Raw genomic sequence first — 19,657 nt, 5'->3', positions numbered from 1 at the left:
CACCGGCTCCCGGCGGGGGGCCGGTGGGCGGCGCCTTCCGTCGTGGTCGGGTTTGCAAGGAAGAGAGAGCGATGGCTGCGCAGTCGGAACGGGTGCAGACACAGTCCCCGGAGTCAACGAATTCCGTGGTGGCGTCCAGGCCCACCACCCCCGGTGCCGAGCGCACCCCGAGCAGGGGCGGCAGACCGTCGGACGGGCCCGGCGTGGCGTCCAGGTTCGCCCCCTACCTGCTGCTGCTGCCGGCCATCGCGGTGACCCTCGTCCTGCTGCTCTGGCCGCTGGTCGAGACGGCCGTGGTGTCGTTCCAGAACCTCAACAAGCGGCAGTTCATCCAGCACCTGACCGAGTGGAACGGCTTCGGCAACTACACCGACCAGCTCTCCGGCTCGGAGTTCTGGACGATCACCCTGCGCACGGTGGTCTTCACGGCGGTCAACGTCGTGCTGATCATGGTGTTCGGCACGCTGATCGGCCTGCTGCTCAACACCCTCGGCAAGTGGATGCGGCTGGCGCTCTCGGTCGCCCTGCTGCTGGCCTGGGCGATGCCGGTGGTCGCCGCGACCACCGTCTACACCTGGCTCTTCGACCAGAACTTCGGCGTCGTCAACTGGTTCCTGGACAAGCTGGGCTGGCACTCCATGGCCCACTTCAACTGGACCGGCGGCCAGTACTCCACCTTCTTCGTGATCATCCTGCTGATCGTGTGGCAGTCGGTCCCGTTCGTGGCGTTCAACATGTACGCGGGCCTGACCACGATCCCCAAGGAGCTCTACGAGGCCGCCCGGATGGACGGCGCCGGCGCGGGCAAGATCTGGAGCTCGGTGATCTTCCCGATCATGAAGCCCTTCCTCCTGGCCACGACCTTCCTGGAGGTCATCTGGGTGTTCAAGGCCTTCACCCAGGTCTACCTGATCAACAAGGGCGGCCCGGACGGCCTGACCCGCACCCTGCCGGTGCACGCCTTCCTCGAGGGCATCGGCTCCCAGCGCTTCGGCGTCGGCTCCGCGATCGCGGTGCTCACCATCCTGATGCTGGCCGCGCTGATGGCCTACTACTTCCGCATCATTCTCAAGCAGGAGGACGAGCTGTGAGGCGCTCGCTCATCGGACGCACCTGGCCGAACCTGATCGCGGTCGTCCTCTTCGTCTTCTTCCTGTTCCCCGTCTACTGGATGTTCACGACGGCGTTCAAGCAGAACAAGGACATCGTCAGCCGGGACCCCGTCTTCCTGCCGCTGAACGGCACGTTCGAGCACTTCGACCGCGCCGTGCACGTCCCGCACTTCTGGACGTACGTCACCAACAGCCTGATCGTCACCGTCGGCGCGGTGCTCGGCTCGCTGGTGATCGCCACCCTGGCCGCCTTCGCGATCGCCCGGATGCGCTTCCGCGGCCGCAAGGGCTTCGTCCTGGTCGTGATGGCCGCCCAGATGGCGCCCTGGGAGGTCATGGTCATCGCGGCGTACCTGATCGTCCGCGACAACGACATGCTCAACAGCCTGGTGCCGCTGACCGCCTTCTACCTGATGATGGTGCTGCCCTTCACGATCTGGACGCTGCGCGGCTTCATCGCCGCCGTGCCGAAGGAGCTGGAGGAGTCGGCCATGGTGGACGGCTGCACCCGCACCCAGGCCTTCGTGAAGGTGATCTTCCCGCTGCTCGCCCCCGGCCTGATGTCGACCTCGCTGTTCGGCTTCATCACCGCGTGGAACGAGTTCCCGCTGGTCAACATGCTGAACAAGAAGGAGGCGGCGCAGACCCTCCCGCTCTGGCTGTCCTCGTTCCAGACCGCGTTCGGCACCGACTGGGGCGCGACCATGGCCGCGTCGACCCTGTTCGCCGTACCGATCCTGATCCTGTTCATCTTCCTGCAGCGCAAGGCGGTCAACGGACTGACCGACGGCGCCGTGAAGGGCTGAGTCCACGTGAGCATCCTCGTTCCCACCGTGCCGGACAGCGACCAGCTGCACCGTGACGCCCTGACCGTCCTCCAGCCCGGCTTCGTCGGCACCGAGCCGCCGGAGTGGCTGCGCCGCCACCTCGCCGCGGGCCTCGGCTCGGTCGCGCTGTTCGACCGCAACGTGGTCGACCTCGGCCAGCTGTCCGCGCTCACCGGGGCGCTGCGCGCCGAGAACCCCGACCTGCTGATCGCCATCGACGAGGAGAGCGGTGACGTCACCCGGCTGGAGGCGGGCTCCGGCTCGTCCTGGCCCGGCAACCTCGCGCTCGGCGCGATCGACGACCCGGCGCTGACCCGGGACGTCGCCCGCGAGCTGGGCCGGGCGCTGGCCGCGGCCGGCGTCAACTACAACTGGGCGCCCACCGCGGACGTCAACTCCAACCCGCGCAACCCGGTCATCGGGGTCCGCTCCTTCGGCGCCGACCCCGAGCTGTGCGCCCGGCACACCGCCGCCTGGGTCGAGGGCCTGCAGTCGGCCGGCGTGGCCGCCTGCTCCAAGCACTTCCCGGGCCACGGCGACACCGCGGTGGACTCGCACCACGGCCTGCCGGTCATCGACGTCGACCTGGACGTGCTGCGGGCCCGCGACCTGATCCCCTTCCAGGCGGCGATCGCGGCCGGCACCAAGGCCGTGATGACCGCCCACATCATGATCCCGGCGCTGGACCCGAAGCTGCCCGCCACCCTCAGCCCGGCCGTGCTGCGCGACCTGCTGCGCGCGGCCCCGGCCGACGGCGGCCTGGGCTACCAGGGCCTGATCGTCAGCGACGCCATCGAGATGGGCGCCATCGCCGACACCTTCGGGATGGGCGAGGGCACCGTGCTGGCCCTGGCGGCCGGCGCGGACGCGATCTGCGTCGGCGGCGGGCTCGCCGACGAGGAGACCGTGCTGATGCTGCGCGACGCCATCGTGGCGGGCGTGCGCTCCGGCCGGCTCGCCGAGGAGCGGCTGGCGGACGCCGCCGAGCGGGTCAGGGCGCTGGGCAGCTGGGGCCGGATCGCGGCCCAGGGCGAGCGGATCGAGCCGGACCTGGCGGTCGGTCTGCGGGCCGCGCGCCGGGCGCTCCGGGTGGTCCGGGCGCCGGGCCTGGCGGTGCCCCCGGTGAGCGAGCGCCCGTACGTGGCCTCGTTCTCGGACGAGCCGAACATCGCGGTCGGCGACGTCACCCCGTGGGGCGTGGCCGGCATGCTGGCCGACCGCTTCCCCGGCACCCGTACCCGCGAGGTGTCGGCGGCCGAGGCCGCGCCGGAGCTGCTGGACACCCTGGTCGGCGAGCTGCTGGCCGGCGCCGAGGGCCGCCGCCTGGTGCTGGTGGTCCGGGACGCGCACCGGCACGCGTGGATGTCCGCCGCGCTGGGCCGCCTGGTGGCGGCCAGGCCGGACGCCGCCGTGGTCGAGATGGGCCTGCCCCAGTCCGAGCCGGTCGGCGCCCTCCACATCGCCACCCACGGCGCCGCCCGGGTCTGCGGACTGGCGGCCGTGGAGGTCCTCACCGGACAGCCGGGAGCGGTCGGCTGAACCGACCGACGAGGCGTCACCGGCCGTGTCCGGTGGGCGTCGGCCGACGGGCCCGTCATGCGCGTGTCGCATGGCGGGCCCGTTCCGTTTCCCCGCGTCGACCTGCGGATCCTCCGGGTGACCGTGTTCCCTCAAGTGGGCCTTAAATCCACCTTAAGTTTCACCTGGGGTGACGGAACGGCGACTGGCCGCCACGCGGTACAACAGCTCTGCAACGGCCGCCCCGAGGAGGGCTTTTGGTCGTTGACACCACCTATGGTCTAGGCCAGAGTCCAGTCATCCGGTTCGAGATTCAACCTCGCCGGATGTGGTATCGGCCCTCCCCGAAGCTCTTCGCCGCCCCCTGTCCGGACTCTCCGCCACGGGCGCCAATCACGCTGCCGGCGGGCAACACGGCTCTACAACCCTCGGAGGACGGCGTGAAGAAGCGTCAGCTCGTCTCGACGCTCGGGACCATGGCACTGGCAGTCGGTCTGACGGCCTGTTCCTCGACCGCGAAGCCCGCGGCCGGCGGCGGTCCCGCCGGCTCCGCGGACGCGAAGGGCGCCGCCGGCACCGTCACCGTCTGGCTGATGGACGACGCCCAGAAGAACTGGCCGGACCTGGTCCAGCGGGTCAACGACGAGTTCGCGGCGAAGTACCCGAACATCAGCCTCAAGCTCGTCTACCAGGGTTGGGCCGACAAGGTCGGCAAGCTCGACAAGGCCATCGCCGACGGCAGCGCCCCCGACGTGGTCGAGCTGGGCAACACCGAGACCATGAAGTACGTGCTCTCCGGCGCGCTGGCCCCGGTGGACCGCGGCACCTTCGACAACTCCGACAGCTGGATCAAGGCGCTCGCCAACACCTGCACCTACCAGGACAAGCTCTGGTGCGTGCCCTACTACGCCGGCTCCCGGGTCGCCATCTACAACTCCACCGCCTTCCAGCAGGCCACCGGCAGCGCCGACTTCCCGAAGACGGAGACGGAACTGCTGGCCGCGCTGGACAAGATCGCGGACCGGAACAAGGCCGACAAGACCTTCTCCCCGCTCTACCTGCCCGGCCCGTACTGGTACGCCGCGATGAGCTACGTGGCCGCGTACGGCGGCGCCATCGCCAAGTTCGACGGCTCCGGCAACTGGCACGGCACCCTGCACGACCCCAAGTCCCAGCAGGGCATAGCCCACTTCGTCGACCTGGTGCGCAAGTACAACAAGGGCGACCTGACGGTCAACGAGCAGAACCAGTTCGAGTCGATGGCCCGCGGGCACGCCGCGTCCTTCTACGGCAACGGCTACGAGGCGGCCAGCGTCACCGCGCCGGTCACCGGCGACCCGAGCCTCAAGGACGCCGTCAAGGTGGCCACCATGCCCGGCCCGGACGGCAAGCCGCTGCCGACCTTCATCGGCGGCTCCGACCTCGCCCTCACCGCCAAGTCCCAGCAGGCGGCGGCGGCCACCGACTGGATCCGGATGTTCACCGGCACCAAGTCCCAGCAGGCGCTGGCCGACAAGGACATCCTGCCGAACAACCTGACCCAGCTGAACCCGCTGAAGAACAAGCCGACCACCGCCGCCGCGGCCAACGCCGTCCCGGACGCCTGGTTCACCCCGCTGGCACCCGGCTGGGGCGCGATCGAGAAGCAGAAGATCATCCCGGACATGCTGGCCTCGATCCTCAAGGGCAAGTCGGTGGACCAGGCCACCAAGGAGGCCGACGCCGCGATCGACCAGCTGATCAACAAGGCGTCCTGACCCTCCGTCGCGGCCCGTCGTGGTGCGCCCCTCCGGCCTCCGGAGGGGCGCGTCCTTCCGGCTTCCGGCCGGGCACTCCGTCCGCGCGGGGCACGCGCGGACGGAGTGCCCGGCGGCAGGTGCGACCGTAGGATTGCCGCACGAAGGACCGCAGCGAGTGTGCGGACTCGCCGCCGTGGAGGTCCCCGCCGGGCAGCCGCCCGCGCGGGGTCGAACCGTCTCATGGAGGCAGACCCAGATGTCCGACCCGCAGACTGTTTCCGTCCCCGGCCGGATCATGGCGGCGGAGATGGCCGAGCAGCCGGCCGTCCTCCAGCGCATCCTCGACGAGGGTGCCCCGAAGATCCGCGAGGTCGCCGCGCAGATCGCCGCCCGCAAACCGCGCTTCGTCCTGCTCACCGCGCGCGGCACGTCCGACAACGCCGCGCTGTACGCCAAGTACCTGATCGAGATCCTGCTGGGCAAGCCGGCCGGACTGACCTCGATGTCCACCACCACCGCGTACGGGGCCAAGCCGGACCTCACCGACGTCCTGGTCGTCACCGTCAGCCAGTCCGGCGGCTCGCCCGACCTGGTGGCCTCCACCAAGGCCGCCCGCGAGGCCGGCGCCATCACCCTCGCGGTGACCAACAACGCCGCCTCGCCGCTGGCCGAGGTCTCCGAGTTCCACATCGACGTGCTGGCCGGCCCGGAGAAGGCGCTGCCGGCCACCAAGACCTACACCGCCGAGCTGCTGGCGCTCTACCTGCTGGTCGAGGGGCTGCGTGGTGGTGACGGCTCGGCCGCCGAGGGCCTGCCGGGGCTGGCCGCCGGGGTGCTGGCGCGCAGGGCCGAGGTGAAGGCGCTGGCGGAGCGCTACCGCTTCGCCCAGCGGCTGGTGATCACCTCGCGCGGCTACGGCTACCCGACCGCCCGCGAGGCGGCGCTCAAGCTGATGGAGACCACCTACATCCCGGCCACCCCGTTCTCCGGAGCGGACCTGCTGCACGGTCCGCTGGCCATGGTGGACAACGTCTCGCCGGTCATCGCGATCGTCCCGGACGGCAAGGGCGGCGAGGCCCTCCAACCGGTGCTGGACCGCCTGCGCGGGCGCGGCGCGGACCTGGTGGTGGTCGGCCGGCAGGAGCAGGTGGACGCCGCCTCGGCGGGCTTCGCGCTGCCGGCCGGCGTGCCCGAGGAGGTGCAGCCGATCCTGGAGATCCTGCCGCTGCAGCTGCTGGCCTACGAGGTCACCATCGCCCGCGGCCAGGACCCGGACGCCCCGCGCGCCCTGGCCAAGGTCACCGAGACGCGGTAGCCCGCCCCGGGCGAGGAGTCGGCCCCCGGTCCACGCGCCTGTGGACCGGGGGCCGACGTCCTGAGCGGCGGACAGGTGGTTCCGGGGGTGGAAAGCACTACGGGCCACGGCGCCGACACGGGACCCTCAACCCGTGCGGCACCGCAGCCCGGAGCTGTCGTCGGGCGCCGGAGTCGGCCGAGAACTGTGCGGGGTCCTCGATCAGTGGCGTCCGACCGAGGAGGGGCCGCGCGCGGTCAGGGCAGTTGCGCGGGGGCCTCTCCTTGGTGCTCTTTCATTGTGGACTAGACCAATCTCGGTTGTCCAGGCCTCCCGGAAAATTGGTCTAAACAACTCAGGGGCTGGCCGGACCCCGCCGGGCCTCCCGCCGGACCCCGCCCGGACCCTCCCGCGGGCGTGCCCGCAGGCCCGCTCGCAGGTCCGCCGCGCCCCGCCCGGACCGGCGGCGATACGCTCGCCATGTGCCCTCGCTGAACGAACTCGTCCGCCGCCACACCACCCTCACCGGGGCCGATGTGGAATGGCTCCACCACCTGGTCTCGGAGTGGCAGCTGCTCTCCGACCTCTCCTTCGCCGACCTGGTGCTGTGGATCCCCACCTGGGACGGCATCCGCTACGTCTCGGTGGCGCAGATGCGGCCCAACACCGGGCCCACCTCCTACCAGGACGACATGGTCGGCCACCTCGTCCCGCGCGGCCGCCGCCCGCTGCTGGACGCCGCCTTCGACGAGGGCCGGATCGTGCGCGAGGGCGACCCGGAGTGGCGCGAGGAGGTCCCGGTCCGGGTCGAGTCGATCCCGGTCCGGCGCGAGGGCAAGGTGCTGGGCGTGATCGCCCGCAACACCAACCTGCTGACCGTCCGTACCCCGAGCCGGCTGGAGCTCACCTACCTCCAGAGCGCCTCCGACCTGGCCCAGATGATCGCGGCGGGCTCCTTCCCGTTCCCCGACGTCGAGCAGGCCGACATGGACGCCGCGCCCCGGGTCGGCGACGGCCTGATCCGGCTGGACGCGGACGGCATCGTCACCTACGCCAGCCCCAACGCCCTCTCCGCCTACCACCGGCTCGGCCTCACCACGGACCTGGTCGGCAGCCACCTCGGCCGGGCCACCGCCGACCTCGCCCCGCCGTCCCGCTCGGCCGTCCACGAGGCGCTGGTGAAGCTGGCGAGCGGCTGGGCGCCCCGGCAGACCGAGGTCGAGGCGCAGGGGGGAGTGGTGACCCTGCGGGCGATCCCGCTCAAGCCCAAGGGCACCCTGACGGGTTCGCTGGTGCTGTGCCGGGACGTCACCGAGCTGCGCCGCCGGGACCGCGAGCTGATGACCAAGGACGCCACCATCCGGGAGATCCACCACCGGGTGAAGAACAACCTCCAGACCGTCGCGGCCCTGCTGCGGCTGCAGTCCCGCCGGATGGACTCGGAGTCCGGCCGGGCCGCGCTGGACGAGGCGGTGCGCCGGGTCGGCTCGATCGCGATCGTGCACGAGACGCTCTCCCAGGCGCTGGACGAGCGGGTGGCCTTCGACGAGATCGCCGACCGGGTGCTGGCGATGGCGATGGAGCTGTCCCAGGACGGCCGGGTGGCGACCCGCCGCACCGGCAGCTTCGGCATCCTGTCCGCCGAGGTGGCGACCCCGCTGTCGATGGTGCTGACCGAACTGCTCCAGAACGCCCTGGAGCACGCGTTCGGCCCGACCGCCTCCGGGAACCTGGAGGTCAGCGCGCTGCGCGGCCGGGCTCCGGCGACCGGGGCGGGCTGGTCGGACAGCTGGAACGGCGGCGCCCGGCCGGAGGAGTACCTGCTGATCACGGTGCAGGACGACGGCCGCGGCATGCCGGAGGGGTTCGACCCGAAGACGGCGGGCAACCTCGGGCTGCAGATCGTCCGGACGCTGGCCACCGGTGAGCTCGGCGGCACCTTCGACATGGTGGCCGGCCCGAACGGCGGGACCAAGGTGATCCTGGAGATCCCGGTCCGCTGAGGCCGCGCGAAGGTGCGCGACGTGCGCGAAGGTGTGCGACGGGGGCGTGCACGCGGCGGAAGCGCCGGGTGCACGCTTCACGCACCGGCGTGCGGAGCGCGGGACCGGGGCGCGGAACCAGGCGCGGGGCCGGGTGCGGGACCGGGTGCGGAAACAGAAACGAGGCCCTGTCGACCGGGGGGGGTGGGTCGACAGGGCCTCTCAACCCGTTCCGGCCGTCGGGGGGAGTCGGCCGGAACGGGGGCTCTGGGTGGTGCGACACCTCGCCGGTGCATTGCACACGGTGAGCGCCATAGCTCCACAATATTGCTCTAAGTGAACAGTATCAAGTGCCTGGGCGGGTCCGGTGTCGCGGGACCTGGCTGGGCGAGGTCCTTTGTGCGGAAGGCTTCACCAGGAGGTGCAGGGAAGCCTTTGATCATGTGTCGATCGGTACTGCGTTACTGCTGGTGCTACGGCGTGTGATCGCCGGGCGATCAGGCGGTGCGGGCCCGGTTGCGGGCGGCGCGGCGCTTCATCGCGCGACGCTCGTCCTCGCTCATGCCGCCCCAGACGCCGGCGTCCTGGCCGGTCTCGAGCGCCCACTGGAGGCACTGCTCCATCACCGGACAGCGGCGGCACACGGCCTTGGCTTCCTCGATCTGCAGCAGAGCAGGACCGGTGTTCCCGATCGGGAAGAACAGCTCCGGGTCCTCTTCGCGGCAGACAGCGCGGTGGCGCCAGTCCATGGTCGTCCAACTCCTCCTGCCGCGGGGGGTGGCCCGATCGGCATAATCGAATGGCTTGTGAATGTGAACGCTTTCACGAATCCCGCAACAGCAAAAGAGACCAAAGGCCCGCCGGGCCCGGGTGGTCTGTGCTGAGGGGATTCGGCGATTCGAGGGACGAACCGCGGTCGGCGCTCCTGTGGTTCCGGAGTTGCCGTCGCTGCGATGTGTCCCGATCGCCATGTAGAGGTTCGCAAACCTCGGGCTCGGATACAACCCCCTTCGGGGAGGAATTTTGGATTCTTCGGTGTCGCCTAGCTCACAGCCAGTACTTCTATGGAGTGAAGGGGGCTTGTGCGTTCGAGAAGAAGGAGGAACCCCCCTTCCAGTCACACAATCACACGCAGTGCCCGCCGTACGCCTGTGAAACTGACGCGACTCCTGTCTCCAAGATGGTCCCCGTCGACCTGGAACGGGGCCGCTTCCTCCGAAACCAAGGTGAAGTGTCTGACGTCGTGATAGGAGACGACGTGCTTCCCGGAAGGGCCGGCCGGAGGGGCGCCATCGCTCGAAGGCGCGTACGACCGCAGGATCTGACGGACCGTTCGAGCCGTGCCGAACGCCGTCATCCGGGTGATGCCGAAGACGTCCAGATCCGTGTCGAAGGAGGCGAGTGGTGAGGGGTAGACCGGACGGTTGCCGAGGAAGGTCCACGGCGAGGTGTTGCTGACTATCGACAGGACCAGGCCCGAAACCCGCCCGCGGCCAGGCAGCTCAAGGGAGACCGGGCCGGAACGGCGCTGCTCACGCTGGGTGAAGTAGTGCCGCAGGGCCTGGCCGACGTACAGGGCGTGGGTGGACTTGCGCCCGGCCCGTCGCTGCTCCTCGACCCGGCCGACCACCCCGGCGTCGAAGCCGAGGCCGGCGGTGAAGGTGAACCAGCGGTCCGGCAGCCCCTCCGTCATCGCCTTGCCCAGCCCGATCGGCCGCTCCCGGCCGTGCTCCAGCGCGTCCAGCAGGACACCGGTGGCCTCCACCGGGTCGTTGGGCAGGCCCAGCGCGCGGGCGAACACATTGGTCGAACCGCCCGGCACCACGGCCAGTCGCGGGACCTTCTCGCCCGGGCCGTGCGCCAGCAGCCCGTTCACCACCTCGTTGACGGTGCCGTCCCCGCCCAGCGCCACCACCAGGTCGACCGTGCCGTCCTCCGCCGCCTCGCGGGCCAGGTCGCGCGCGTGGCCCCGGTACTGGGTCTCGGCGACCTCCAGCTTGAGATCGCTGCGCAGGGCGTGGATCAGGACGTCCCTGGTCCGGCCACTGGTGGTGGTGGCCTTGTGGTTCACGACCAGGAGAGCGCGCATGGGGAAAGCCTACGGGTCGGTACGGACCAACCGGCGGCTACCCTGCTGGAGTGACCGCAGAAACCTCCGCCCCCGCACCCTCGGCCGGCTCCGGCCGCCCGGCCGCCCTGACGCTGGGCGCCGCCATCACCGCCCTGGAGGGCGTCGCGCTGGCCCTCGTCGGCGTCTCGGACATGGTGTCCGCGCTGTCCGGCCAGGCCAAGCAGCTCGCCCTGAACGAGTTCGGCGGAGCCGTCATCGTGCTGCTCGGAGTGCTGCCGGTGCTGGCCGCCCGCGCGCTGCTCAAGGAGCGCCGCTGGGGCCGCAGTCCGGCCGTGCTGACCAACTCGATCTGCCTGCCGGTCGCCTACTACATGTTCGAGAGCGGCGGCGCGATGATCGCGGTCGGCGTGCTGGTCGGCGTGCTCGGCCTGGTGGGCATCGGCTGCCTGTTGAACCCGAAGTCGACGGCGGCCCTGTACGCCCCGTCCGAGGACTAGGGCACACAGGGCCGGGAGTCGTACGCGCGGCCGCCCGAGCTGAGCGGCCGTCAGTCCTACTCCTCCACCAGGAGCTTCTCCCGCAGCTGCGCCAAGGTCCGGGCGAGCAGCCGGGACACGTGCATCTGGGAGATCCCCACCTCGGCGGCGATCTGCGACTGGGTCATGTTCCGGAAGAACCGCAGCACCAGGATCTTCTGCTCCCGGGGCGGCAGTTGGGCCAGCAGCGGCTTGAGCGACTCGCGGTACTCGACGCCCTCCAGCGCCTCGTCGGTGGCGCCCAGGGTGTCCGCGACGGCCGGCGACTCGTCGTCGCTGTCCGGCACGTCCAGGGACAGCGTGGAGTACGCGTTGGCGGACTCCAGGCCCTCCAGGACGTCCTCCTCGGAGATCCCCAGGTGCTCGGCCAGCTCGTGGACCGTGGGGGAGCGGCCGTGCCGCTGGGAGAGCTCGCTGGTCGCCGTGGTGAGCGACAGCCGCAGCTCCTGGAGCCTGCGCGGGACGCGCACCGCCCAGCCCTTGTCGCGGAAGTGCCGCTTGATCTCCCCGACGATGGTCGGCGTCGCGTAGGTGGAGAACTCGACCCCGCGCTCGTGGTCGAAGCGGTCCACCGACTTGATCAGGCCGATGGTGGCGACCTGGGTCAGGTCGTCCAGCGGCTCGCCCCGGTTGCGGAAGCGCCGGGCCAGGTGCTCGACCAGCGGGATGTGCATCCGCACCAGCTGGTTGCGCAGCTCGACCCGCTCCGGGGAGCCCTCGGGCAGCGCGGACAGCCGGACGAACAGCGCGCGGGCGGCCTCCCGGTCCGGGGCGCCGGTGCGGTGCGAGCCCTGGGTGGGGACGGCTCCGTGCAGCTCGGCCTCGTCCGCCGGGGCCGTCCCGTCCGCCTGGTCCGGCGGGGGCGCGGCGGCAGGCGTCGGCTCGGACGTCGGCTCGGTGGGGTGGCTCATCCGCTGGGCGTCCTTCGGGTGCGCTTCGTCGTTGGCGGCGAGGCCGGGAACGCTCGCCTGGGTCGGTACGGCAGGTCCCGCCGTCGCGAGGCCGGTACGGTCCAGATCACTCACGGCCATTCCCCCGTTCCGTTCCGGGAGCACCGGGGCCGACGGCCCCGGAATCGTCTCGTTGGTCGTACCGCGTGGGTGGCGGTACCGGGAGCCGTCCGTCGGGCCCCGGGGCGGGGATCGGCGGACGGCCCTTGCGCGGGTGCTGCTCGGTCGTGCGGTTCGGCTCGGCGCCCGGCTAGTGGGTGGGAGAGCCGCCGCGCTTCTTGTGCAGGCTGATCGACACGGTGTTGTCCTCGCCGACCGAGGAGTCGACCTCGCCGGCCAGGGCGGAGAGCACCGTCCAGGCGAAGGTGTCCCGCTCGGGGGCCTTGCCGTCGGTGGTCGGGGCGGAGACGGTGACCTTGAGCGAGTCGCCGACCAGCCGGAACTCGCAGGACAGGACGGAGCCCGGCACCGCCTGCTGGAGCAGGATGGCGCAGGCCTCGTCGACCGCGATCCGCAGGTCCTCGATCTCGTCGAGCGTGAAGTCCAGCCGGGCCGCCAACCCGGCCGTCGCTGTTCGCAGGACGGAGAGGTAGGCCCCGGCTGCGGGCAGCCGGACCTCCACGAAGTCCTGAACACCGAGATCGCCGTCGATCTGGGACACCCTTGCCTCCTGGGTGACGCGCTGTGCCTTCTGTGGTACCCCGCTTGTTACCGCTTGCCACCCCCGAAGGGGGGCCCGGCGCGGCGGATCCGCCATCGCTCTGCCTTCCGCAACCCCGGTTCGGGAGTTACTCATGGTAAGGCATTGCGACGCAGGGTGGCAGACCCTTTCCCCGGACTCCGAAGGGCTGTTCAGCGCCGTCCGGCGTCGGCCAGCGCCTCGTCGGTGAGCCGGTACACCGTCCACTCGTCCATCGGCACCGCGCCGATGGACTTGTAGAAGTCGATCGAGGGCTGGTTCCAGTCCAGGACCGACCACTCGACCCGGGAGTAGCCGCGCTCGACGGCGATCCGGGCCAGTTCCAGCAGCAGCGCCTTGCCGTGGCCGCCGCCGCGGGACTGCGGGCGGACGTACAGGTCCTCCAGGTAGATCCCGTGGGTGCCGCGCCAGGTCGAGAAGTTGCGGAACCAGACGGCGAAGCCGACCGGCTCGCCGGTGGTGTCGTCCTCGGCGATCAGCCCGAACAGGGCCGGGTTCTCGCCGAACAGGGCCTGGTGCAGCTGCTCCTCGGTGGCCTTCGCCTCGTGCAGTGCCTGCTCGTACTCCGCGAGTTCGCGGATCATGGCGTGGATGACGGGGACGTCGGTGGCGACGGCGGTGCGGATCATGCCAGTGAGCCTACTGCCCGGGACCGGTCTCGTCCCAGGCCTGGACGGAGGTCTGGTCGACGATCCGGCCGTCCCGCAGCCCGGCCATCGAGGACATCAGCACCCGGACGCCGTCCGGGTACCGGCAGGACTCCAGGAAGGCGACGTGGTCGCCCTGGACCACCACCTGTTCCAGCTTGTGGGTCATCTCGCGGCTGTAGATGTCGTCCAGCATGGCGCCGATCTCCTCCCGCCCGTGCATCACCAGGGGGTGGCTGGGCTGGGTCTTGCGATCGACCATGCGCAGTTCGGCGTCCTCCGCGTAGAGCGCGAGGAGGGTCTCGGCGTCGCGGCGCTCGATGCCCTGGCGCAGTGCGCGGGTGTCGAAGGCGGCGGGGGCCGCCGTGGTGGTCATGATCTCGCTCCTCCGGTCGGGGTCCGTCGGCTCGTACCTTGAGCGTACGCCCGCGGCCACCGGCCCGGAGGAGCGTGACCGGGGTCGGTCAGCGGGCCGGGACGGTGCGCAGGTACTCGGCCAGTGCGCCGATCGCGGCCGGGTTGCGCGGGCTCTCCACCAGGTCGACGTAGTCCATGACGAAGATCCGGTCGTTGCGGATCGCGTCGACGCCGGCCAGCGGAGGGAAGGACTTGAGGAATTTCCGCTTCTCCTCGGCGCCGGTGCTGCCGTAGTCGTTGATCACGATCACCTCGGGGTCGCGCTGCACCACGCTCTCCCAGCCGGCCGTGAGCCAGGTGTCGGTGAGGTCGCCCATGACGTTGGTCCCGCCGGCCTTGGCGATGATCTCGTTGGCGGCGGCGAACTTCCCCGCGGTGTACGGCTTGTCCTGCCCGCTGTCGTACAGGAAGACGGACGGGCGGCGCTCGGGCTGCGGGACGGCGGCGATCCGCGCCTTGAAGTCGGCGATCAGCCCGTCGGCGCGGTCCCTGACGTCGAAGACCTCGCCGAGGTTGGCCAGGTCGGTGTAGAGCGCCTCCAGCGGGTCCATCACGCCGCGCTCGGTGCCCTTGCCGCTGCGGCAGGACTCGCTGAGCACGTACGAGTCGATGCCGAGCGCCTTGAGGGTCTGCGGGGTGACGCCGCGGCCCTCGTCGAAGCCGTAGTGCCAGCCGGCGAAGACCAGGTCGGCCTTGGCGTCCAGGGCGATCTCCTTGGTGATGATCTGCTTGGAGAGCCACTTCGTCTGCCGGTAGCCGTCCTTCCAGGCGACCTGGTCGATCTTCCCCTTGTCGTCGGGCATCACGTAGCCGGCCATCCGGTCGGCGAGGCCGAGGGAGAGCATCAGTTCGGTGATGCCGACGTCGTTGGTCACCACCCGGGCGGGCTTCCGTTCGAAGGTGAGCTTCTCGCCGCAGTTGTCCACCGTCACCGGGTAGTGGGCGGAGGCGGCGGCGGTCTCCCTGGGGGCGATCTCGGCCCCACAGGCGGTGAGTCCGAGGGCGAGCAGGGCGGTGGCGGCAACGGCCTTGGTGCGCACGGTGGTTCCTCCGGAGGGGGGTCAGGCGGAGCGGTCGAGACGGTCGAACAGCAGCTGGAGGGCGCCGCTCTCCGGGTGCCGCACCGGGGTGGCCCGGACGCCGAACACCTCGGCCAGCAGGGCGGGTCGGAGCACCTCCTCGGGCGTGCCGGAGGCGACGATCCGGCCGGCCCGCAGCACGTACAGCAGGTCGCAGTGACCCGCCGCCAGGTTGAGGTCGTGCAGCGCGGTGAGCACCGTCGGGCCGGCCTCGCGGGCGAGGGCCAGCACCTCCAACTGGTGGGCGATGTCGAGGTGGTTGGTGGGTTCGTCCAGCACCAGCAGGCGCGGCTCCTGGACCAGGGCGCGGGCGAACAGCACCCGCTGCTTCTCGCCCCCGGACAGGCTCAGGAAGCCGCGTTCGGCGAGGTGCCAGGCCCGGACCTTGCGCAGCGCCTCGGCGCAGCGCCGCGCGTCCCCGTCGGTGGGGGCGCCGAAGCCGCGGCGGTGCGGCAGCCGGCCCATCGCGACCACCTCGGCGACGGTGAAGTCGAACTCGGCGGAGTGCTCCTGGGTCAGCGCGGCCACCCGGCGGGCCGTCTCGCGGGCGGTGAGGGCGTGCAGGTCGTCGCCGGCCAGCCGGACCGCGCCGCCGGCCGGCTTCAGCACCCGGTAGACGCAGCGCAGCAGCGTCGACTTGCCGCTGCCGTTCGGGCCGATGAGCCCGACCACCTGTCCGGCGGCGGCCGCCAGGCTCACCTCGTGGACCAGCCGGGTGCCGGCCAGCTCCACCGAGACGGCGTCGACGGCGAGGTCCTGGGCCGGCCCGGTCGCGGTGTCCACCGCGGTCACGTCGGTCACCGGGTGCCTCCGAAGGACTGGCCGCGGCGGCGCATCATCAGCAGGAAGGCGGGCACGCCGAGCACCGCGGTGAACACCCCGACGGGCAGTTCGGCGGGCGCCAGCAGGGTGCGCGAGGCGATGTCCACCCAGACCAGCAGCAGGGCTCCGGCGAGCGGGGCGATCAGCAGCACCCGGCGGTGCCCGGCGCCGACCAGCATCCGGGCCAGGTGCGGCATCAGCAGCCCGACGAAGCCGATCGCCCCGCTGACCGCGACCACGGTGCCGGTGACGGCGGCGGTCACCACGAACAGTTCGCGGCGCAGCCGGTCCGGGTCCACGCCGAGCGAGGCGGAGGTCTCGTCGCCCATCGCGAGCGCGTCCAGCCGCCCGGCGGCGCAGGCCAGACAGGCGAGGCCGGCCAGGACGGTGACGGCGGCGATCGGCACCGAGCCCCAGGTGGCGCCGCCGAGGCTGCCGAGCAGCCACATCATGGCGTCCCGGGCGGCCTCGCCGCGGTCGGCGGCGAAGACCATCAGGGTGGTGGCGGCGGAGAACCCGTAGGACAGGGCGGTGCCGGTGAGCACCAGGCGCAGCGGGGTGAGCCCGTGCGCCGTGCGGGCGGCGAGGTAGACCAGCGTCATGGCGGTCAGCGCGGAACCGAAGGCGGAGGCGGAGATCGCCCACACGCCGAGCGAGGCGAAGGCGCCGAACAGCAGGACGGCGTTGGCGCCGACGGCCGCGCCGGAGGAGATGCCGAGGACGAAGGGGTCGGCCAGCGCGTTGCGCACCAGGGCCTGGACGGCGACGCCGCAGGCGGCCAGTCCGGCGCCGACCACGGCGGCCAGCACGGTGCGCGGCAGCCGGATCTCCCAGACGATCGCGTACGCGGCCGCCTCGTCCGCGTCCAGCCGACCGCCCGTCAGCCCGGCGCCCAGCAGCCGCAGCACCCGGGGCAGGCCGAGCCCGGAGGAGCCGAGGGCGACCCCGCAGACCAGCGAGAGCAGGAGGGCGGCGCCGAGGCCCGCGGCGAGCGGGACGACGGGTATGCGACGAGTGGGCGGGCCGACTGCACGGTCTGCGGGTGCGCGGTTCACGGGTGCGCCTTGCCTCGGGCCGGGGGTGCGCCGGGGCGGGCGCGGGCCGGGGCGTGCCGGAGCGCCGTTCCCCTCGCAGTCCACGGCGAGTTGTCGGGAGTTCGGCGGCCGAGGGCGATCGGGCTGGCGCGGCCGTACGGGCTGGTACGGGCCGTGCTCACCGTTGCGGGTCAGCGCCGGATTCACACCGGACTTCTCCCTCGGACGCCCTGGCAGCATAACAGCCACTCAGGGCAGGCAACCCTTACCGGTCGGGGATCGGGCGTGAACGCACGACCGCCCCCGTCCGGCGGTCCGGACGGGGGCGGTCGGGTGGCGACGCGTCAGGCTCAGGCCTGCTTGGTCTCCCAGAAGATCTTGTCGACCTCGGCGATCAGGTCCAGCAGGGCCTGGCCGGTGGCCGGGTCGGTGGACGCCTTGGCGGCCGAGGCGGCCTTCAGGGTGTCGTTGATCAGCTGGTGCAGCTGCGGGTACTTCTCGAAGTGCGGGGCCTTGAAGTAGTCGCTCCACAGCACCGAGATGTGGTGCTTGACGGCCTCGGCGCGCTGCTCCTTGATGATGATGGCGCGGGCGCGGAAGTGCGGGTCCTCGTTGGCCTGGTACTTCTCCTGGGTGGCCTTGACGGACTCGGCCTCGAGCTTGGCCTGCGCGGGGTCGTACACGCCGCAGGGCAGGTCGCAGTGGGCGTGGGCGGTGGCGCGCGGTGCAAACAGACGAGAGAACATGGGAGTCCTTCCTTAGATCGTCTTCCCGCGCCCGAGATTACCCTTCCGCCCTCCCGGTTTCGCGATCGGGCGGCGGGCCTAGGGCGAAAGACGGACCCGGAACCGGGGTATTCCGGACATCGGAGCGCTGACGGCCCGTACGGCAGACTGGGGGACGGGCGGAGCGGGAGGAGGAGTCGTGGCGCGGAGTACGCGACCGGAGGACGTCGGAGCCGGGGACCGGGGCGGAGTGCTGCCGTTCGGGCTGGTCGACGTGGCGGGGCCGTCGATGGTCCCGACCCTGCGCGAGGGCGACCGGCTGCTGGTCCGCTACGGCGCGCCGATCCGGCCGGGCGCGGTGGTGGTCTTCCGGCACCCCTTCCAGCAGGACCTGCTGGTGGTGAAGCGGGCCGCCGAGCGCCGGCCCAAGGGCTGGTGGCTGCTGTCCGACAACCGCCCGGTGGACAGCGACAGCCGCAGCTACGGCGCCGTCCCGGACGAGCTGGTGCTCGGCCGGGTGCTGCTGCGGCTGAGCCCGAGCCCGGTCTGGCTGGCGCCGGGGCGCCGGCTGGAGCGGCTGCTGCTCACCCCGCGGCTGGCCCGGGTGCCGGGCCTGGCCCGCCGGTTCGGCGCCTGGGTGGAGGAGGTCTGAGGCCCTGGGGCCCCGACCTCCCGAGGCCCCGGGTTGCCGAGGGCCTAGGCCCGGGCGGCGGCCTCCGCCTCCTGGCGCTTGCGGGCCCGGTAGGCGGCCACGTTGGCGCGGGTCGCGCAGCGGTCCGAGCAGTAGCGGCGGGAGCGGTTGGTCGAGGTGTCCAGGTAGGCGTTGCGGCAGGGCGCGGCCTGGCAGATGCCGAGCCGGTCGGCGCCCAGCTCGGTCAGGTGGACGGCCAGGCCCATGCAGGCGACCGCGGTGAAGTGCGCGGTGGCGGTGGGGGAGTTGTCGGCCAGGTGCAGGTGCCAGCGCGGCCGCCCGGCGTCGTCCAGGTAGTCGTGCCCGGAGACCAGCGGGCTGACCGGGTACTCCATCAGCAGGCTGTTCAGCAGGTCGACGCCGCGGACCTCGTCGCCCTCGGCGGCGGCCTCGAAGACCCCGCGCAGCCTGGTCCGCACCGCCCGCAGCCGGGGCAGGTCGGACTCGTCGGCGAGGGCGGCGGCCCGCGAGGAGTCGGAGAACAGGCCGCGCACCGCCTCCACGGAGGTCAGCGTGTCGGTGCCGCGCTCGGGCTCCTCGGTGTTCACCAGCCGAACGGCGAGATCGGCGTAGGCGGCGAGCTCCACAGGGGTCCTTCCAGATTCGGTAACGGGCTGACTGCCTCCAGCCTATTACTCGTACGGCGTTCCGGCCTCCTTTCCCGGCGGGGAAAGGCCGGCGCCCGGCAGGACGGGTCTGCCGGGCGCCGACGGTACGGCCTAGAGCACCTTGGACAGGAAGGCCCTGGTGCGCTCGTGCTGCGGGTTGGTGAGCACCTCGCGGGGGTTGCCGGACTCGACCACCACACCGCCGTCCATGAACACCAGGGCGTCGCCGACCTCGCGGGCGAAGCCCATCTCGTGGGTGACGACCACCATGGTCATGCCCTCCTCGGCGAGGCCGCGCATGACGTCCAGGACGTCGCCGACCAGCTCCGGGTCGAGCGCGGAGGTGGGCTCGTCGAAGAGCATCAGCTTGGGCTTCATGGCCAGCGCGCGGGCGATCGCCACGCGCTGCTGCTGGCCGCCGGAGAGCTGCGAGGGGTAGTTCCCGGCCTTGTCGGCCAGGCCGACCCGCTCCAGCAGGGCCATGCCGCGCTCGCGGGCGTCGGCCCTGCTCTCGCCCTTGACCTGGACCGGCGCCTCCATGACGTTCTCGACGGCGGTCATGTGCGGGAACAGGTTGAAGCGCTGGAAGACCATGCCGATGTCGCGCCGCTTGAGGGCGACCTCGCGGTCCTTGAGCTCGTGCAGCCGGTCGCCCTTCTGCCGGTAGCCGACCAGCTCGCCGTCCACCCAGAGGCGGCCGCCGTTGATCTTCTCCAGGTGGTTGATGCACCGCAGGAAGGTCGACTTGCCGGAGCCGGAGGGGCCGATCAGGCAGAACACCTCGCCCTGCCTGACCTCCAGGTCGATGCCCTTGAGCACCTCGACCGGGCCGTAGGACTTGTGCACGTTCTCGGCGCGGACCATGGGCTCGGTGGACGCCGCGGCGTCGGCGGGTGTCTTGCTCA

Annotated in this window: 20 protein-coding genes and 1 riboswitch; of the genes, 8 read left to right on the top strand and 12 right to left on the bottom strand. The window is 71.6% G+C overall.

Annotation, left to right across the window (positions count from 1 at the left end):
• Window positions 1-71 precede the first annotated feature (71 nt).
• The 6 genes from ACIQ87_RS04485 to ACIQ87_RS04460 all read left to right on the top strand — a co-directional run bounded on the left by ACIQ87_RS04485 (window position 72) and on the right by ACIQ87_RS04460 (window position 8,493).
• A complete protein-coding gene (locus ACIQ87_RS04485; RefSeq protein ID WP_402401356.1) occupies window positions 72-1,091 on the top strand; it encodes a carbohydrate ABC transporter permease in 1,020 nt (339 codons plus the stop codon).
• On the top strand, window positions 1,088-1,918 hold the full coding sequence (locus ACIQ87_RS04480) for a carbohydrate ABC transporter permease (protein WP_392873278.1): 831 nt from the start codon (window positions 1,088-1,090) through the stop codon (window positions 1,916-1,918). Before ACIQ87_RS04485 ends, ACIQ87_RS04480 begins: the two co-directional genes overlap by 4 nt.
• A gap of 6 nt (window positions 1,919-1,924) precedes the next feature.
• Entirely contained in the window at window positions 1,925-3,478 is a 1,554-nt protein-coding gene (locus ACIQ87_RS04475; protein WP_402401353.1) for a glycoside hydrolase family 3 protein, read from the top strand.
• 455 nt (window positions 3,479-3,933) lie between these two features.
• On the top strand, window positions 3,934-5,214 hold the full coding sequence (locus ACIQ87_RS04470) for an extracellular solute-binding protein (RefSeq protein WP_402401350.1): 1,281 nt from the start codon (window positions 3,934-3,936) through the stop codon (window positions 5,212-5,214).
• Window positions 5,215-5,452: 238 nt separating this feature from the next.
• Window positions 5,453-6,511 (top strand): SIS domain-containing protein, encoded by a 1,059-nt coding sequence (locus ACIQ87_RS04465; protein ID WP_402401347.1) that lies wholly within the window; start codon window positions 5,453-5,455, stop codon window positions 6,509-6,511.
• A 461-nt stretch (window positions 6,512-6,972) separates the two neighbouring features.
• On the top strand, window positions 6,973-8,493 hold the full coding sequence (locus tag ACIQ87_RS04460) for a sensor histidine kinase (protein ID WP_402401344.1): 1,521 nt from the start codon (window positions 6,973-6,975) through the stop codon (window positions 8,491-8,493).
• A gap of 476 nt (window positions 8,494-8,969) precedes the next feature.
• On the opposite strand, the gene ACIQ87_RS04455 is transcribed toward ACIQ87_RS04460, so the two are convergent.
• Window positions 8,970-9,221, bottom strand: a complete 252-nt coding sequence (locus tag ACIQ87_RS04455; protein WP_014138019.1) for a WhiB family transcriptional regulator — start codon at window positions 9,219-9,221, stop codon at window positions 8,970-8,972.
• Window positions 9,222-9,589: 368 nt separating this feature from the next.
• Window positions 9,590-10,561 carry a diacylglycerol/lipid kinase family protein gene (locus ACIQ87_RS04450; RefSeq protein WP_402401341.1) on the bottom strand — a complete coding sequence of 324 codons (972 nt, stop codon included), beginning with the start codon at window positions 10,559-10,561 and terminating at the stop codon, window positions 9,590-9,592.
• 50 nt (window positions 10,562-10,611) lie between these two features.
• Between ACIQ87_RS04450 and ACIQ87_RS04445 the strand changes: the two genes are divergently transcribed.
• Entirely contained in the window at window positions 10,612-11,040 is a 429-nt protein-coding gene (locus ACIQ87_RS04445) for a hypothetical protein (RefSeq protein ID WP_402401339.1), read from the top strand.
• Between the two features lie 56 nt (window positions 11,041-11,096).
• Here ACIQ87_RS04445 and ACIQ87_RS04440 read toward each other — a convergent pair whose 3' ends face one another.
• The 8 genes from ACIQ87_RS04440 to sodN form a co-directional block, all read right to left on the bottom strand.
• Window positions 11,097-12,110, bottom strand: coding sequence for an RNA polymerase sigma factor SigF (locus tag ACIQ87_RS04440; RefSeq protein ID WP_402401336.1), 1,014 nt, complete (start codon window positions 12,108-12,110; stop codon window positions 11,097-11,099).
• 169 nt (window positions 12,111-12,279) lie between these two features.
• Window positions 12,280-12,690, bottom strand: a complete 411-nt coding sequence (locus ACIQ87_RS04435) for an anti-sigma regulatory factor (protein WP_402401333.1) — start codon at window positions 12,688-12,690, stop codon at window positions 12,280-12,282.
• 191 nt (window positions 12,691-12,881) lie between these two features.
• Window positions 12,882-13,358, bottom strand: a complete 477-nt coding sequence (locus ACIQ87_RS04430; RefSeq protein WP_402401330.1) for a GNAT family N-acetyltransferase — start codon at window positions 13,356-13,358, stop codon at window positions 12,882-12,884.
• A gap of 10 nt (window positions 13,359-13,368) precedes the next feature.
• Window positions 13,369-13,752, bottom strand: coding sequence for a nuclear transport factor 2 family protein (locus ACIQ87_RS04425; RefSeq protein ID WP_402401327.1), 384 nt, complete (start codon window positions 13,750-13,752; stop codon window positions 13,369-13,371).
• Window positions 13,753-13,840: 88 nt separating this feature from the next.
• Window positions 13,841-14,833, bottom strand: coding sequence for an ABC transporter substrate-binding protein (locus tag ACIQ87_RS04420; protein WP_402401324.1), 993 nt, complete (start codon window positions 14,831-14,833; stop codon window positions 13,841-13,843).
• Between the two features lie 21 nt (window positions 14,834-14,854).
• Window positions 14,855-15,664, bottom strand: coding sequence for an ABC transporter ATP-binding protein (locus ACIQ87_RS04415; protein WP_402401858.1), 810 nt, complete (start codon window positions 15,662-15,664; stop codon window positions 14,855-14,857).
• A 5-nt stretch (window positions 15,665-15,669) separates the two neighbouring features.
• Window positions 15,670-16,749 (bottom strand): FecCD family ABC transporter permease, encoded by a 1,080-nt coding sequence (locus ACIQ87_RS04410; protein WP_402401321.1) that lies wholly within the window; start codon window positions 16,747-16,749, stop codon window positions 15,670-15,672.
• A gap of 95 nt (window positions 16,750-16,844) precedes the next feature.
• A riboswitch (cobalamin riboswitch) is annotated at window positions 16,845-16,976 on the bottom strand.
• A gap of 102 nt (window positions 16,977-17,078) precedes the next feature.
• On the bottom strand, window positions 17,079-17,474 hold the full coding sequence (gene sodN / locus ACIQ87_RS04405) for a superoxide dismutase, Ni (RefSeq protein ID WP_045699892.1): 396 nt from the start codon (window positions 17,472-17,474) through the stop codon (window positions 17,079-17,081).
• 268 nt (window positions 17,475-17,742) lie between these two features.
• Between sodN and sodX the strand changes: the two genes are divergently transcribed.
• A complete protein-coding gene (sodX, locus tag ACIQ87_RS04400; RefSeq protein ID WP_402401854.1) occupies window positions 17,743-18,105 on the top strand; it encodes a nickel-type superoxide dismutase maturation protease in 363 nt (120 codons plus the stop codon).
• A gap of 44 nt (window positions 18,106-18,149) precedes the next feature.
• Here sodX and ACIQ87_RS04395 read toward each other — a convergent pair whose 3' ends face one another.
• Window positions 18,150-18,731 (bottom strand): CGNR zinc finger domain-containing protein, encoded by a 582-nt coding sequence (locus tag ACIQ87_RS04395; protein WP_392913634.1) that lies wholly within the window; start codon window positions 18,729-18,731, stop codon window positions 18,150-18,152.
• Window positions 18,732-18,863: 132 nt separating this feature from the next.
• Complete coding sequence (locus ACIQ87_RS04390) at window positions 18,864-19,616, bottom strand: amino acid ABC transporter ATP-binding protein (protein ID WP_402401851.1); 753 nt, start codon at window positions 19,614-19,616, stop codon at window positions 18,864-18,866.
• Window positions 19,617-19,657: the final 41 nt, after the last annotated feature.

The sequence above is a fragment of the Kitasatospora sp. NPDC096204 genome (assembly GCF_044763205.1).
In the GTDB taxonomy this organism is placed as follows: Bacteria; Actinomycetota; Actinomycetes; order Streptomycetales; family Streptomycetaceae; genus Kitasatospora.
Note: the sequence above shows the minus strand (reverse complement) of the source record. Positions and strands in the feature narration are given on the sequence as shown.

Bases quoted from the DNA above. Each gene is read 5' to 3' on its own strand.
- sodN (WP_045699892.1), bottom strand. From the start codon at position 17,474: ATGTTCTCTCGTCTGTTTGCACCGCGCGCCACCGCCCACGCCCACTGC.
- ACIQ87_RS04425 (WP_402401327.1), bottom strand. From the start codon at position 13,752: ATGACCACCACGGCGGCCCCCGCCGCCTTCGACACCCGCGCACTGCGC.
- sodX (WP_402401854.1), top strand. From the start codon at position 17,743: ATGGTCCCGACCCTGCGCGAGGGCGACCGGCTGCTGGTCCGCTACGGC.
- ACIQ87_RS04465 (WP_402401347.1), top strand. From the start codon at position 5,453: ATGTCCGACCCGCAGACTGTTTCCGTCCCCGGCCGGATCATGGCGGCG.
- ACIQ87_RS04455 (WP_014138019.1), bottom strand. From the start codon at position 9,221: ATGGACTGGCGCCACCGCGCTGTCTGCCGCGAAGAGGACCCGGAGCTG.
- ACIQ87_RS04485 (WP_402401356.1), top strand. From the start codon at position 72: ATGGCTGCGCAGTCGGAACGGGTGCAGACACAGTCCCCGGAGTCAACG.
- ACIQ87_RS04430 (WP_402401330.1), bottom strand. From the start codon at position 13,358: ATGATCCGCACCGCCGTCGCCACCGACGTCCCCGTCATCCACGCCATG.
- ACIQ87_RS04470 (WP_402401350.1), top strand. From the start codon at position 3,934: ATGGCACTGGCAGTCGGTCTGACGGCCTGTTCCTCGACCGCGAAGCCC.
- ACIQ87_RS04440 (WP_402401336.1), bottom strand. From the start codon at position 12,110: ATGGCCGTGAGTGATCTGGACCGTACCGGCCTCGCGACGGCGGGACCT.
- ACIQ87_RS04390 (WP_402401851.1), bottom strand. From the start codon at position 19,616: ATGGTCCGCGCCGAGAACGTGCACAAGTCCTACGGCCCGGTCGAGGTG.
- ACIQ87_RS04450 (WP_402401341.1), bottom strand. From the start codon at position 10,561: ATGCGCGCTCTCCTGGTCGTGAACCACAAGGCCACCACCACCAGTGGC.